Origin of the sequence: Pseudomonas carassii (assembly GCF_036324045.1) — a bacterium.
GTDB classification, from domain to species: Bacteria; Pseudomonadota; Gammaproteobacteria; order Pseudomonadales; family Pseudomonadaceae; genus Aquipseudomonas; species Aquipseudomonas peradeniyensis.
Map to the genome: position 1 here is coordinate 43,220 of NZ_JAZDCT010000008.1, position 13,811 is coordinate 57,030.

A 13,811-nucleotide genomic window follows, 5' to 3' on the forward strand; every position below is an offset into this window, starting at 1 on the left:
GCCCTTTCTTGTTACAGCGATTACTGCACGGTCGGCACTTCGCCGGCTTCCTGCATGCGCTGCATCTCTTGCGCGTACAGGGCGTCGAAGTTGACCGGCGACAGCATCAGCGCTGGGAACGAGCCACGGGTCACCAGGCTGTCCAGGGTCTCGCGGGCGTAAGGGAACAGGATGTTCGGGCAGAACGCGCCGAGAGTGTGGCTCATCGAGGCCGCGTCCAGATTGGCGATCAGGAAGATGCCAGCCTGCTGCACTTCAGCGATGAAGGCCACTTCGTCGCCGTTCTTGACGGTCACCGACAGGGTCAGCACGACCTCGTGGAAGTCGCCTTCCAGGGCCTTCTGACGGGTGTTCAGGTCCAGCGAGACGCTCGGCTCCCACTGCTGGCGGAAGATCTGCGGGCTTTTCGGGGCCTCGAACGACAGATCACGCACGTAGATGCGCTGCAGGGAGAATTGTGGAGCGGTGGCGTCAGTGGCGCCGTTGGTCTGTTGCTCGGTCATGGCAGATCCTTTTCCTAATGTTCTTGAATGCAGTGCGAATCAGGCCGCCAGCAGCGCGTCGAGCTTGCCCGCGCGCTCCAGGGCATAGAGGTCATCGCATCCACCGACGTGCGTGCTGCCGATCCAGATCTGCGGCACCGAGGTACGGCCGGCCTTCTGGCTCATTTCGGCGCGAACCTGGGGCTTGCCGTCGACCTTGATCTCCTCGAACGCCACGCCCTTGCTCTCGAGCAGGTACTTGGCGCGCATGCAGTAGGGGCAGTAGTCGCTGGAATAGACGATGACGGGCTTCATATCACTTCACCAGGGGCAGGTTATCGGCTTTCCAGCTGGAAACGCCACCGCTGAGCTTGGCGGCGGTGTAACCAGCCTTGAGCAGCTCGCGGCACAGGGTGCCGGACTGCTGGCCCATCGCGTCGACGACGATCAGGGTCTTCTCTTTGTGTTTTTCCAGCTCGCTCATGCGGCCGGCGACTTTGTCCTGAGGAATGTTCAGCGCACCGACGATATGCCCGGCCGAGTATTCCTTGGCGGTACGAATATCGATCACCACGGCCTTGTCGGCGTTGACCAGGGCGGTCAGCTGGCCGTTGCTCAGGCTCTGGCCGCCACGGCGGACTTCGTTGATCAGCAGCAGGACCAGCAGGACGACGAAAATGGCCACCAGGATGTAGTGATCTGTCGCGAATTGAATCAGGTGAGCAACCATCAGGGGTGTTCCAGGCGATTGAAAATGGCGGCCAGTATACACAGCGCCCCATGACCGCCAAAGCCCACTGGGCTTGCGGCAAACGCGTCTTCATGTTGCATGCCTGACCGCGCTGGTCGGGCAAGGGGAGGAATATTCGCCGTCGCTGGCGGATTTGCCCTAAAATGCGTGTCTTTATCATCTTTGAACAACCGTGAGTTTGATTGATGACGAGTACGCCTAAACCCCTGGTCCTGATCATCCTGGATGGCTTCGGTCACAGCGAAAGCCCCGAATACAACGCCATCTTCGCTGCCAACACGCCGGTCTACGACCGCCTGCGCGCCACCCAGCCGCATGGCCTGATCTCCGGCTCCGGCATGGACGTGGGGCTGCCCGACGGGCAGATGGGCAACTCCGAAGTCGGTCACATGAACCTCGGCGCCGGCCGCGTGGTGTACCAGGACTTCACCCGGGTGACCAAGGCCATCCGTGACGGCGAGTTCTTCGAGAACCCCGTGCTCGGCGGCGCGGTGGACAAGGCCGTCGGCGCCGGCAAGGCCGTGCACATCCTCGGCCTGCTCTCCGACGGCGGCGTGCACAGCCATCAGGACCACCTGATCGCCATGGCCGAGCTGGCCGCGCAGCGTGGCGCCGAGAAGATCTACCTGCACGCCTTCCTCGACGGCCGCGACACCCCGCCGCGCAGCGCCCAGTCCTCGATCGAACTGCTCGACGCCACCTTCGCCCGCTTGGGCAAGGGCCGCATCGCCAGCCTGATCGGCCGTTACTACGCCATGGACCGCGACAACCGCTGGGACCGTGTCAGCGCCGCCTACAACCTGATCGTCGACAGCGCCGCCGAATACACCGCCGATAGCGCCCTTGCCGGCCTGCAAGCCGCCTACGCCCGCGAGGAGAACGACGAGTTCGTCAAGGCCACGCGCATTGGCGAAGCCGTCAAGGTCGAGGATGGCGACGCGGTCATCTTCATGAACTTCCGCGCCGACCGCGCCCGCGAGCTGTCCCGGGCATTCGTCGAGCCGGACTTCAACGAATTCCCACGCGCACGCCTGCCCAAGCTGGCGGCCTACATCGGCCTGACCCAGTATTCGGCGAAAATTCCGGCGCCAGCCGCGTTTGCCCCGTCCAGCCTGGACAATGTCCTGGGCGAATACCTGGCGAAGAACGGCAAGACCCAGCTGCGTATCGCCGAAACCGAAAAGTACGCGCATGTCACCTTCTTCTTCTCCGGTGGTCGTGAAGAGCCGTTCGAAGGCGAAGAGCGCATCCTGATCCCGTCGCCGAAAGTCGCCACCTACGACCTGCAGCCGGAAATGAACGCTCCCGAGGTTACCGACCGCATCGTCGAGGCCATCGAGCAGCAGCGTTATGACGTGATCGTGGTCAACTATGCCAACGGCGACATGGTCGGTCATACCGGCGTGTTCGAAGCGGCGGTCAAGGCCGTCGAGGCCCTGGACGTCTGCGTCGGCCGTATCGTCGAGGCCCTGGACAAGGTCGGCGGCGAAGCGCTGATCACCGCCGACCACGGCAACGTCGAGCAGATGGAAGACGAGTGCACCGGCCAGGCGCACACCGCCCATACCAGCGAGCCGGTGCCGTTCATCTATGTCGGCAAGCGTCAGGTCAAGGTCCGCGAAGGCGGCGTGCTGGCCGATGTGGCGCCTACCATGCTCAAGCTGCTGGGGCTGGAAAAGCCGGTCGAGATGACCGGGACTTCGATCCTGGTCGATGCTTGATGCTTGTACGGGGCTGCTGCGCAGCCCCGAAATACCTGAATTCCAGACCAACGCCCCGCCGCCCACGCCGCGGGGCGTTTTTTTTGCGGGCCCGCAAGGGCATACTAGGCCAGTCTCCATCCCCGGTACGCCAAACCCCATGCTCCGCGCCCTCTTCTTACTAGCCCTGTCATGCCTGCTCACCCCGGCCTTCGCCGACGAGCGCGCGCAGACCCAGCAGCAGCTGGACGCCACCCGCCAGGACATCGCCGAGCTGAAGAAGATGCTGGGCAAGCTCCAGGAGGAGAAAGCCGGCGTGCAGAAAGACCTCAAGTCCACCGAGACCGACATCGGCACCCTCGAGAAACAGGTGGAGGCACTGCAGCAAGAACTAAAAAAGACCGAGGGCGAGCTGGAGCGCCTTGATCACGAGAAAAAAAAACTCCAGAGCGCCCGCGTTGAACAGCAACGCCTGATTGCCATCCAGGCCCGTTCGGCCTACCAGAACAATGGCCGCGAAGAATATCTGAAGCTGCTGCTGAACCAGCAGAACCCCGAGAAGTTCGCCCGTACCCTCACGTATTACGACTACTTGAGCAAGGCGCGCATGGACCAGTTGCGCGCCTTCAACGAGACGCTGCGCCAGCTGGCCAACGTCGAGCAGGACATCGCCCGCCAGCAGGAACAGCTGCTGACCCAACGCGCCGACCTCGACGGTCGCCGTCAGGCGCTGGTGGCCGAACGCGACAAGCGCCAGCAGGTGCTGGCCAAGCTCAACAGCGACATGAAAGAGCGCGACCAGAAGCTGCAGAGCCGCGAGCAGGACCAGGCCGAGCTGGGCAAGGTGCTCAAGACCATCGAGGAAACCCTGGCCCGCCAGGCCCGCGAGGCCGAGGAAGCGCGCCAGCGCGCCCTGCTGGCCAGGCAGGAAGAAGAGAAACGCCGCAAGGAGCAGGCCCTGGCCGCCGCGGCCCGTGCCCAGGAGCCCGAGGAGGCGCCGAAAAAGGCCCGCACCACCCTCGGCCCGGTGGTTTCCAGCGATGGCGCCAGCTACGGGGGCGCTTTTTCTGCGGCCCGGGGCAAACTTCCATGGCCGGTCAATGGTCGATTGCTGGCACGCTTCGGCGATACCCGCGGCGGCGACGCCCGGGCCAAGTGGGACGGGGTGATGATCGGAGCCAGCGCCGGCACCCAGGTGCGCGCCGTGCACGGCGGGCGCGTGGTGTTCGCCGACTGGTTGCGCGGCGCTGGACTTCTGGTCATTCTCGACCATGGCAATGGCTACCTGAGCCTGTACGGCCACAACCAGAGCCTGCTCAAGAGCGCCGGCGACATCGTCAAGGCCGGTGATGCCATCTCCACCGTCGGCGACAGCGGTGGCCAGGACAACGCCGGTCTGTACTTCGCGATTCGCCAGCAGGGCCGGCCCACCGACCCTGCGCAATGGTGCCGAGGCTAGATAATGCTACTTTTACGGCGCTGCCCACGAAACGGCGGCGCCGATGCTCCCGACGGGAGCACCAACAGGATCAGGAGTTCGTTCGACATGCTGCACTCGCCTCGCCTCACCCAGCTGGCCCTGACCATTGCCCTGGTCATCGGCGCGCCCCTGGCCGTTGCTGCCGAGCCGGTCAAGCCAGCCGCCAAGCCGGCTGCGGTGCCGGCCACCGAGGTGACCGCCAAGGCGCCCCTGCCGCTGGAAGAACTGCGCACCTTCGCCGAGGTCATGGACCGCATCAAGGCCGCCTATGTGGAGCCTGTCGACGACAAGACCCTGCTGGAAAACGCCATCAAGGGCATGCTTAGCAACCTCGACCCGCACTCGGCCTACCTTGGTCCCGAGGACTTCCAGGAGCTGCAGGAAAGCACCAGCGGCGAGTTCGGCGGCCTGGGCATCGAAGTGGGCATGGAAGACGGCTTCGTCAAGGTGGTCTCGCCCATCGACGACACCCCGGCCTCCCGCGCCGGCATCGAGGCCGGGGACCTGATCGTCAAGATCAACGGCGCGCCGACCCGCGGCCAGACCATGACCGAGGCCGTGGACAAGATGCGCGGCAAGATCGGCGAGAAGATCACCCTGACCCTGGTGCGAGACGGCGGCACGCCGTTCGACGTGACGCTGGCCCGTGCGGTGATCCAGGTCAAGAGCGTCAAGAGCCAGCTGCTGGAAAACGATTACGGCTACATCCGCATCACCCAGTTCCAGGTCAAGACCGGCGACGAGGTGGGCAAGGCCCTGGCCAAGCTGCGCAAGGACAACGGCAAGAAGCTGCGCGGCGTGGTCCTCGACCTGCGCAACAACCCCGGCGGCGTGCTGCAGTCGGCGGTGGAAGTGGCCGACCACTTCTTGACCAAGGGCCTGATCGTCTACACCAAGGGCCGCATCGCCAACTCCGAGCTGCGCTACTCCGCCGACCCGGCCGACGCCAGCGAAGGTGTGCCGCTGGTAGTGCTGATCAACGGCGGCAGCGCCTCGGCCTCGGAAATCGTCGCCGGCGCCCTGCAGGACCAGAAACGCGCCGTACTGATGGGCACCGACAGCTTCGGCAAGGGCTCGGTGCAGACCGTGCTGCCGCTGGCCAACGACCGTGCGTTGAAGCTCACCACCGCGCTGTACTTCACCCCCAACGGCCGCTCGATCCAGGCCCAGGGCATCGTCCCGGACATCGAGGTGCGTCCGGCCAAGCTCACCGCCGAGGCCGACAACGACAACTTCAAGGAAGCCGACCTGCAGGGCCACCTGGGCAACGGCAACGGCGGCGCCGACCGCCCGAGCGGCAGCAGCAAGCGCAAGGATCGCCCGCAGGACAACGACTTCCAGCTCAGCCAGGCCCTCAGCCTGCTCAAGGGCCTGAACATCACCAAGGGCGACTGACCGGACCCCCATGCGTTACCTGCTGTTCACGCTGTTCTGCCTCATGCTCGGTGCCGCCCAGGCGGCGCCGGGCAAGGCCTATCTGAGCATCATCATCGACGACCTGGGCCAGAGCAGCGAGCGTGACAGCCGCACCCTCGCCCTGCCCGGCCCGGTCACGATGGCGATCATGCCCGACACGCCCCACGCCACCGACTTCGCCCGCCAGGCCCACAAGGCCGGGCGCACGGTGATCCTGCACATGCCCATGGACCCGGCCACCGGCCCCTATGCCTGGCACCCCGGCACAGCGATCGAGGAACTGGCCCGGCGCCTGGACGCCGCATTGGCCAAGGTGCCCTACGCCGCCGGTATCAACAACCACATGGGCAGCCGCATGACCGCCCAGCGTGAACCGATGCACTGGCTGATGGAGGAACTGCAGCGCCGCCACCTGTTTTTCGTCGACAGCCGCACCAGCGCCGCCACCGTGGCGGCGGCAGAGGCACAGGCAGTCGGCCTGGCCCATGTCTCACGGGATGTGTTCCTCGATGACGTACGCACACCCGAAGCCATCACTGGGCAACTGCAGCAAGGTATCGAGCTGGCGCGCAAACAAGGTTCGGCTGTGCTGATCGGCCACCCTTATCCACAGACCCTGCAGGTGCTGGAGCGTGAGCTGCCGCAGCTCAAGCGCCAAGGTATCGAGCTGGTCAACCTGCGGCAGATGATCGCCGAACGCGGCAACCAGGCCATGCCCGCCCACGGCAAGCATGGCCAGTACAGCAACCGCTGAGCCGTCAGGCAAAATCGATGATGCCGGTCAGGTCAGCCAGGCGCAGCTCACCGCGATAGATATCCAGCAGATCCCGTCCACTGGTGGCCGCACGCATCTGCGCCAAGCGCCCGAGCTTGCGTTGCGACCATAGCTTCAGGTGCCCTTTGCTGAACGCGTTGTTGGGCGTCGTGGCGTTCGGATAGTGAAAATGTGCCTCCCATAGTCCCTCGCCTGTGACGCTTCCCTCACGCGGCAAGCGCCGTACTTCGTAAACCTCCAGATAATCTCCGGTCGCCAGCGCCTTGCGCGGCCCGACGCGCTCCACGGTCACCAGTTTCTGTTCGGACAGGAAGCGCAGGCTGTTGGCATTCGGCCGACTGGTCGAGAAGTACAGGCTGATCAAGAGGTCACGGCGGATCGCCCGCAGGCGCTCGATGACGCCGGTCAGCCCTTCGAACAGCTCGTCCTCCGGTGAATGCCCCGCCAGCGCCTCGTTCAGCTTGTCCAGATGCCCGTCGATGATGGTCGACAGGTTCAAGGGTTCATTGGCTTTGAAGTACCCACGCGCCAACCCGATCACCGAGTCCACCTGGTCCACCAGCACTTGGGCCTGTTTGCGCGCGATGCGCGGTTCGAGAGGTGACAGCGGATCACTGCCCTCTTCGTCGTGCGTGTCCTCGACCCATTCCTTGCCCTTTTGCCGGAACGTCTTGAGTACATGCTGGGTGCGATAGTCGCGTTGCTGCACGACCGCCACGCCATCAACTTCGACTTCCTCGGCCAGGACACTACGCCCTCGGTCCGTCCGTGCCAGGTGCCGACGCCCGCCCCGGGGGGCATGTACCTGGACTTTCGGCGGGCGCAGCTCGTGCAGTTCGCTCTCCCTGACCAGCTGGGCCATTTCCCGCTCGGCCGCGCCCTTGAGCTCGCCAAGCACCTTCTGGTAGGCCTTGAGCTGTTCCCCCCTGACCGCCGCGCCTCCGACGCTGCCGAGATACTCGGCCATGGTCGATGCCTCTTCGTAGTCCTCCAGCACCCCTTTGAGCACCTCGATGCGATCTGTCAGGCTCAAGGTGCTGCCGGCCAGGTCACCATGGGTGCCGCCGGCGCTCCTCAAGTTGCTGCTCGCCAGATAGTCGAAATAGTTCTGCAGCACGCGCTCGTCCACATCCGCGAGCCGGTCGAGGCTCAGCTCGGCCAGGTCCTGGAGCAGGCGAAATTCAAGATCTACAGCGGTTAACCGACGAGCTTCGATCTGGCTCCTGAGCTCCTTGTTCTTGTTGATGCGTGCATGGGTCTTGGCATCCCTGAAGTAGATGCTGCCGTCCTTCAGGGTCTCTTCGAGCAGACGGTCGAGCAGGCTGGAGATCTCCACCAGGTCCGTCTCCCATTTGACGACCCCCTCGAGCGCTTCGCGAAATACCTTGTACCGGGCGATTTCCGCATCGCTTTCGGGGTGCACGGTGATCTGTTCCGCCAGCCTGTCCACGTTGTCCGTGTTGACGAAGCTCGCCAACTCGTCATGGAAAGTCGCGGCGCTGTCGATCAGGTCCTGGCGGATCATGCTGCGCAGATCGAGCAATGCACTGGTGAGGGAAGTATCGTCTTGCCTCATCGCATACATTTCCGAGAGCACAGCGCCATGTTCGACGTAGTTGTCGATGATGGCCTTCAATTCGTAGGCGAGCTTGATGTTGATCTGTTTGCGCAAGCGCCGGGGAACATCGAGTTCCTTGAGGTTCAGCTCGTCCGGCTGTTCGATTGCCTCCAGGGCCTTGATCCGCTGGTCCTTCTCCAGAAGCAGGGCACGGTGCCGGTTGAGCGGCTCCGCCATGTCGTTGTGACGCCTGGTGAGTTCTGCTTCTCTGGTTTTCAACGTCTCGATCCTGCGCTTGTTCGCCTCCCTCAGCAGTTCGCGGTGGGTCTTGGGCATGCCACCGCGCAAACGCAAGCCGGCATCGATGCGCCACTGGCCGTACTTGCGCTCCAACCAAGGCCCGAGTTGCCCCGTCGTCGTGACGACACGCATGCGTTCGCCATCGGCCTGGACCTCGTAGGCATCGCCGGCAAGGGTTACGTAGAGGCGCTCCGCCACCTGATAGAGCCCTTGCCACGGGCCATGGTCGATCATCTCCCGCCCATTGACCGAGACGGGCGAGCGCAACAGCAACAGCGCCGTGCGCCGCTCGGGCGAAAGCAGGTTGAAACCCTGCAGGTCGCGCCATCGGGTATCCAGCGCGGTAGACACCTGTTCAGTCAGGCCGCAAGGCAGGCCCACCTTGCCTTGAGCGGGCGGCGCGTCAGGGGCTGCCTTAAACGCACCTGCCGGCGCCAATGCCAAATACTCTGCTGCGCTGCCCGCCACCACCTCGCCTTGCGTGTCGGCAGACGGCAGGCGCGCATGCATGAGGGCCATCGATGCGTTCAACACCAGGTCGACCACAGCCGCCGAGCGCTCGAAGGCCGTGCCGTGCAGCAAGGCCGATACGTCATTTTTGATGCCGGCGAAGGCTTGAACCAACCAGGCCACGGTCGCCACCGGGCCACGCAACAACAGCGTCGCCACATCGAACAGCAGCCAGCTGCCCCTGGCTAGAATTTCCCAGCGGCTTTCGGCATTGGAAACCGCGCTACGATCCGCCAGTTCGATCAACAACGCCCGATTGGCCTTGTACAGGTAGGCATCGACATCAGCCTTCCAGAACTGCGCACTGAAACTGGCCGGTTGAACGGGTTCGGGAAGAATCGAGGTATCGATGACCGGCCGACCAAGGTGCGGTTCCAGAAAGCCGCCATTGTCGTAAACCGGCCGAGCCGAGTCGGGCAGCCAGGCCACGATACTGTCCTGCAAGGCGCCGGGGGCGCGGATCGCCTCCATCAGGTGTGCAAGGCTGGTGAATTCAAGCAGCGCTGCATTGCCGTACAACGGCCGGAACAACAAGACCGTCGACGGCTCGGTGCACTTCAGAACGTACATGCCGGCAACCACGTCGGTAATGACCGCACCGGGCTCGCGCTTGAAGGCCAGGGGCATGAGCACAGTGGCGGGCAACTGTGTATCCAGCAGCCCACGGCAGTAGTCGCCAACGGCCTGCATTCCCGCCTCACTCAGCGTCCCCCCCACTCGCGCCGACAGCGCACTGAACAACAGCGAACAGCGCCATTCCCGGGCGAAGCGTGAAATGCGGCCCTGACGCTGGCCTGGGTCGTCCAACTGCTGGGCCACGTAGTTCGGGTAGTTGCCACCGATGTCGACTCGCGTAACCAGTGCCTGCAAGTAGTCCGGCGTAAGCCAGTCCATGATTAGTTGGTCTTTCGCGTGACTGACTGCCGTCACCGTCGCGCCACTCAGCGACGCCAGGTTGCCGATGGCAAATGCTGTCAGGCTCAGGTTTCTGGTCTCGACCGTACCGCCACCGACACCTGCGCCTGGCCCGCCGGGCATGCCCCGGGCGGTGACAAGGGTCAGTTGCAGGTCGTCGGCAACGTAATTCGCATCCACGGGATGGTCGACCAGCATTTGTGCCCTGAGACGCTGGCCGGCATAGCTGTGCAGGTCGAGAATATCGTCAAGCGCCCCCACTCCATCGGACTGCGCCTGGGCCAGCGCCAGGTCGAACAACGCCGTCTGGCAGGCGAAACTGTTCAATGCGCTGGTTGCGCGCAGCCCCGGAGGTAATCCCAGTCCACTGTCAGCCTGCGCTCGGTATCCTTCGACAAACCACTGTGCAGGATCGGTGACCGCTGAATACACCAGCTCCATCGCCGCCGCACTTTCGAACCTGGTGTAACGCAGGCGCTCGACAGCGCCAAGCATGCGCTCCAGCAGCAACGTGCATTGCTGCGCGAAGCTGTCGCCCTCCAGCTGATGGCGATCCCAGGTCATCGAATCGAAACGGTAACGCTCGGCCAACGATTCACACAGCGCCTGAGCAAAGGCATCGAGTGACACGTAGGCCTGCACCACGCTCGACGGCGCACACCACACAATCGCCTGCCCCGCATCGTGCTCGCCCTGCAACAGCAGTTCAGGCAGCAGCAACGAGACCCTCCTCGCCCCCACCAACAGGTGAACTTCAACAACAAAGACCGAAGGCTGCTGCCTGCCACCCTGAAGCAGGCCGAGCACGCACGTCCTCGCCAGGTCGTCCAGGCCTTGCACCGGCAAATTCTGCAAGAGCGCAATGCGAATGACCTGGGCCAACCAACGCTCACGAGGCACGCCCATGCTGCCGACTTGCGACCAGTAGTCCACCTGAGCCTGGCTGAGGTACTCCGGCAGAGCCCTCACCAGATTTTCCAGATCGCTCATGGCACTGGTGATGTCCACCGATGTGTAGGCCAACGTATTACCCTGCTGATCACGCAGGTAGTAAGGGGGCTGGAGGCTGATCTGAAACAGACCCCGGGCAGCGCCCAGCGACGCCAGCGACCGGCCTGCTTGCAGGACGTCCATGACACAATCGAGCAAGGGGCGACTCGCCCAGCTGTCATAAGGTCGGGATGATCTGGCGTTATCCTGCGGAATCAGCAACGTCACGTATTCAGCCGATGGCAGACTGGCGGTTGCAAGGATCGACAGGTGTTCGCTCAGCACCCTGAGCAACTGTGTGCTCGCCACCTCGCGAATCGTTGGCCGCCTGGCGAACTCGGCACTAACGACGGCGTGAACATCCTGGAGGTTTTTTTGTTCGTAGGACATGCGGTGGCTCCTTGTGAAAAACGAGATCGACAAGGATGGGTTGCGCCCGACAAGCCTGGTGGTATCCATGTAGACGCCAGAAAAAAGGGCCCTGCCGTTACCGGCAGGGCCCTTTCATGATGCGTTGACGCCTGTCAGCTATACACACGCCCCAGCAGCTGGCGGTGGCTTTCGAACTGATCGAGCACGTCACGCACGATCTGCTCGCGGGTGAAGCCCATCAGGTCATACTCCTGGCTGCCGTCGTGCAGGTACACCTCGGCACGGTAGAAGCGCTGGCGCACTTCCGGCTCGCCCTCGACCGGCGCCTCGCTCGGCGCGGCCATGTAGCCGTCCAGGCTGGCTTCGTAGACGAACGGATTGCCCTCTTCCATCATCACCCGCAGGCCCATCATGTTGCGCGACTGGCCAACACGGGTCTCGACCTCGAAGCCCAGGGTGCGCAGCTGCTCGGCGGCTTCTTTCAGGGCCGGGCTGACCTGCTTGTCCATGAAGCGTTGCACCACAGCCTGGGTCGGCTGCAGGTCCAGCTGGCTCAGGCGCTCGCTGAAGCCGCGACGGCCACGGGCGGCCAATTCGGCGCGCTCGCTCTCGACCGCGACGTCCTGCTTCATGGCCTTCATCAGGCCGAACATGAACAGCACCAGGACCACCGAGAACGGCAGGCCGGCCAGCACCACCATGGTCTGCATGGCTTCGAAGTTACCGGCGAACAGCAGGCCGATGGTGACCAGGGTGATGACCACCGACCAGAACACCACCATCCAGTGCGGGGCGTCCTCGTCGACCTTGCCGCCCTTGCACGACAGGTTGGCCATCATCACCGCGCCGGAGTCGGCCGGGGTCAGGAAAAGCACGAAGCCGACGAACACTGCCACACCGATGACGATCTTGGCCGCAGGGAAGAACTCCAGCAACTGGTAGATCGACATCGACGGCTGTTCGAGCGCTGTCTTGCCCAGCTCCACGGCGCCCTGGTTGATCACCAGGTCCAGCGCGGTGTTGCCGAAGATCGACAGCCAGGCCAGGGTGAAGCCCAGCGGGATCAGCAGCACGCCGCTAACCAGCTGGCGCACGGTACGGCCCTTGGAGATACGGGCGATGAACATGCCGACGAACGGGCCCCAGGAGATCCACCAGGCCCAGTAGAACACGGTCCACAGGCCCAGCCAGCGCTCGGATTTGTCGTTGTCGCCTTCATAGACGTACAGATCGAAGGTCTTGAGCACGACACCGTTGAGGTAGTCACCGATGTTCTGCACGAAGCCGTTGAGCAGGTGCAGGGTGTTGCCGGCCAGCAGCACGAAGATCAGCAGGCCGCTGAACAGCAGGATGTTCAGGTTGGACAGGCGACGGATGCCGTTCTCCACGCCCGACACCGCGGCCACGGTGGCAACGCCGGCCATGACCAGGATCACCACCAGCAGGTTGGTCTTGCTGTGGTCCATGCCGAACAGGTATTCCAGGCCCGAGGCGACCTGCATCGAACCGATACCGAGGTTGGTCACCAGGCCCAGCAGGGTGACGAACATGCCGAAGATGTCCACGGCATGGCCGGCACCGCCCTTGACCCAACGCTCACCGACCAGCGGGTACAGCGCCGAGCGCAGTGCCAGCGGCTGGTTGTGACGGTAGGCGAAGTAACCCACGGCAAGACCGACCAAGGCGTAGATCGCCCAACCGTGCAGGCCCCAGTGCAGGAAGGTCAGCTGCAGGCCCTGGCGCGCGGCCTCGAGGCTGGCAGGGGTGCCCTCGGGTGGGTTGAAGTAGTGGTCCAGCGGCTCGGAGGCGCCGAAGTACAGCAGCGAGATACCGATGCCCGAGGAGAACAGCATGCCGGCCCAGGCGCCGTAGCTGAAGTCGGGGGTGTCGTCCTTGCCGCCAAGCTTGAGCTTGCCGTAGTCGGAGAAGGCCAGGTAGACGACGAACAGCAGGTAACCGCAGATCACCAGCATGTAGTACCAGCCGAAGGTACGGGTCAGCCATCTCTGGGCGACGCCCAGCGCCTGGCCAGCGGCTTCGGGGACAGCGATCAGCAGGGCAGTCAGAACGAGGATCATCAGCGCCGAGGTGTAGAACACCACGCGATTGACCCGTACCCGCTCGGCGGGGGGGGTTGTCAGGGAGGCAGAACTCATTGCACGAATGCTCCGGGCAGTGCGGCAGTGGAGGCTAAACAGTTATGTCCCGCGCAATTGGTGCAATAGCCCTACTGCGCAAGGTGTTATAAAAGGCACCTGGAAACCGTGATCCCGAATCGAAACGCTGCAAAAAAAACAGACCGGCCGCCTGTCGCCTTGCCACGCACTCAGCAGAAGGTGCGCGCATTCGCCACAGACCACCTGGCCCGCTCCAAGGGCCGACCGCGCAGTCCGTGACCGCTCGGCAGAATCTGTCCTTTGCATCGCTCATGCCCGTCAACGCCTTGTATTCCGGGGGTTACACGATTTCCTGGGGTGTCGATTCGTGCCCCTTTGACGGCCTGAAAAACTGTCAATGGCACAAATTGTCGCAGAGCTTATTCTTTATTGATTGAACGTTCAA

At 63.6% G+C, this 13,811-nt stretch carries 9 protein-coding genes; 4 read left to right on the top strand and 5 right to left on the bottom strand.

Going from position 1 to position 13,811, the window contains the following annotated elements:
* Positions 1-20: 20 nt before the first annotated feature.
* The 3 genes from secB to V0R62_RS08270 are packed head-to-tail and all read right to left on the bottom strand — an operon-like array spanning position 21 to position 1,212.
* Positions 21-503, bottom strand: coding sequence for a protein-export chaperone SecB (secB, locus tag V0R62_RS08260; RefSeq protein ID WP_186732491.1), 483 nt, complete (start codon positions 501-503; stop codon positions 21-23).
* 39 nt (positions 504-542) lie between these two features.
* Positions 543-797: a glutaredoxin 3 gene (grxC, locus tag V0R62_RS08265; RefSeq protein WP_003249204.1), complete on the bottom strand. Its 255-nt coding sequence runs from the start codon at positions 795-797 to the stop codon at positions 543-545.
* Position 798: 1 nt separating this feature from the next.
* A complete protein-coding gene (locus V0R62_RS08270) occupies positions 799-1,212 on the bottom strand; it encodes a rhodanese-like domain-containing protein (protein ID WP_028688411.1) in 414 nt (137 codons plus the stop codon).
* Between the two features lie 206 nt (positions 1,213-1,418).
* Here V0R62_RS08270 and gpmI point away from each other — a divergent pair, with 206 nt between their 5' ends.
* From gpmI to V0R62_RS08290, 4 genes are all read left to right on the top strand, one after another.
* Positions 1,419-2,954 (top strand): 2,3-bisphosphoglycerate-independent phosphoglycerate mutase, encoded by a 1,536-nt coding sequence (gpmI, locus tag V0R62_RS08275; protein WP_330103381.1) that lies wholly within the window; start codon positions 1,419-1,421, stop codon positions 2,952-2,954.
* A 139-nt stretch (positions 2,955-3,093) separates the two neighbouring features.
* Entirely contained in the window at positions 3,094-4,392 is a 1,299-nt protein-coding gene (locus tag V0R62_RS08280) for a murein hydrolase activator EnvC family protein (protein ID WP_330103382.1), read from the top strand.
* Between the two features lie 87 nt (positions 4,393-4,479).
* The gene (locus V0R62_RS08285; protein ID WP_280081976.1) at positions 4,480-5,808 is read left to right on the top strand and encodes a S41 family peptidase; all 1,329 of its coding nucleotides are present in this window, start codon (positions 4,480-4,482) and stop codon (positions 5,806-5,808) included.
* A gap of 10 nt (positions 5,809-5,818) precedes the next feature.
* Positions 5,819-6,583 (top strand): divergent polysaccharide deacetylase family protein, encoded by a 765-nt coding sequence (locus V0R62_RS08290; RefSeq protein WP_330103383.1) that lies wholly within the window; start codon positions 5,819-5,821, stop codon positions 6,581-6,583.
* A gap of 4 nt (positions 6,584-6,587) precedes the next feature.
* On the opposite strand, the gene V0R62_RS08295 is transcribed toward V0R62_RS08290, so the two are convergent.
* Together V0R62_RS08295 and V0R62_RS08300 are read right to left on the bottom strand one after the other, a co-directional pair.
* On the bottom strand, positions 6,588-11,267 hold the full coding sequence (locus V0R62_RS08295; RefSeq protein ID WP_330103384.1) for a dermonecrotic toxin domain-containing protein: 4,680 nt from the start codon (positions 11,265-11,267) through the stop codon (positions 6,588-6,590).
* Positions 11,268-11,401: 134 nt separating this feature from the next.
* Positions 11,402-13,405, bottom strand: a complete 2,004-nt coding sequence (locus V0R62_RS08300) for a BCCT family transporter (RefSeq protein ID WP_408005639.1) — start codon at positions 13,403-13,405, stop codon at positions 11,402-11,404.
* Positions 13,406-13,811 lie beyond the last annotated feature (406 nt).

Bases quoted from the DNA above. Each gene is read 5' to 3' on its own strand.
- V0R62_RS08285 (WP_280081976.1), top strand. From the start codon at position 4,480: ATGCTGCACTCGCCTCGCCTCACCCAGCTGGCCCTGACCATTGCCCTG.
- V0R62_RS08290 (WP_330103383.1), top strand. From the start codon at position 5,819: ATGCGTTACCTGCTGTTCACGCTGTTCTGCCTCATGCTCGGTGCCGCC.
- V0R62_RS08295 (WP_330103384.1), bottom strand. From the start codon at position 11,267: ATGTCCTACGAACAAAAAAACCTCCAGGATGTTCACGCCGTCGTTAGT.
- grxC (WP_003249204.1), bottom strand. From the start codon at position 797: ATGAAGCCCGTCATCGTCTATTCCAGCGACTACTGCCCCTACTGCATG.
- V0R62_RS08280 (WP_330103382.1), top strand. From the start codon at position 3,094: ATGCTCCGCGCCCTCTTCTTACTAGCCCTGTCATGCCTGCTCACCCCG.
- V0R62_RS08270 (WP_028688411.1), bottom strand. From the start codon at position 1,212: ATGGTTGCTCACCTGATTCAATTCGCGACAGATCACTACATCCTGGTG.
- gpmI (WP_330103381.1), top strand. From the start codon at position 1,419: ATGACGAGTACGCCTAAACCCCTGGTCCTGATCATCCTGGATGGCTTC.
- V0R62_RS08300 (WP_408005639.1), bottom strand. From the start codon at position 13,405: ATGAGTTCTGCCTCCCTGACAACCCCCCCCGCCGAGCGGGTACGGGTC.
- secB (WP_186732491.1), bottom strand. From the start codon at position 503: ATGACCGAGCAACAGACCAACGGCGCCACTGACGCCACCGCTCCACAA.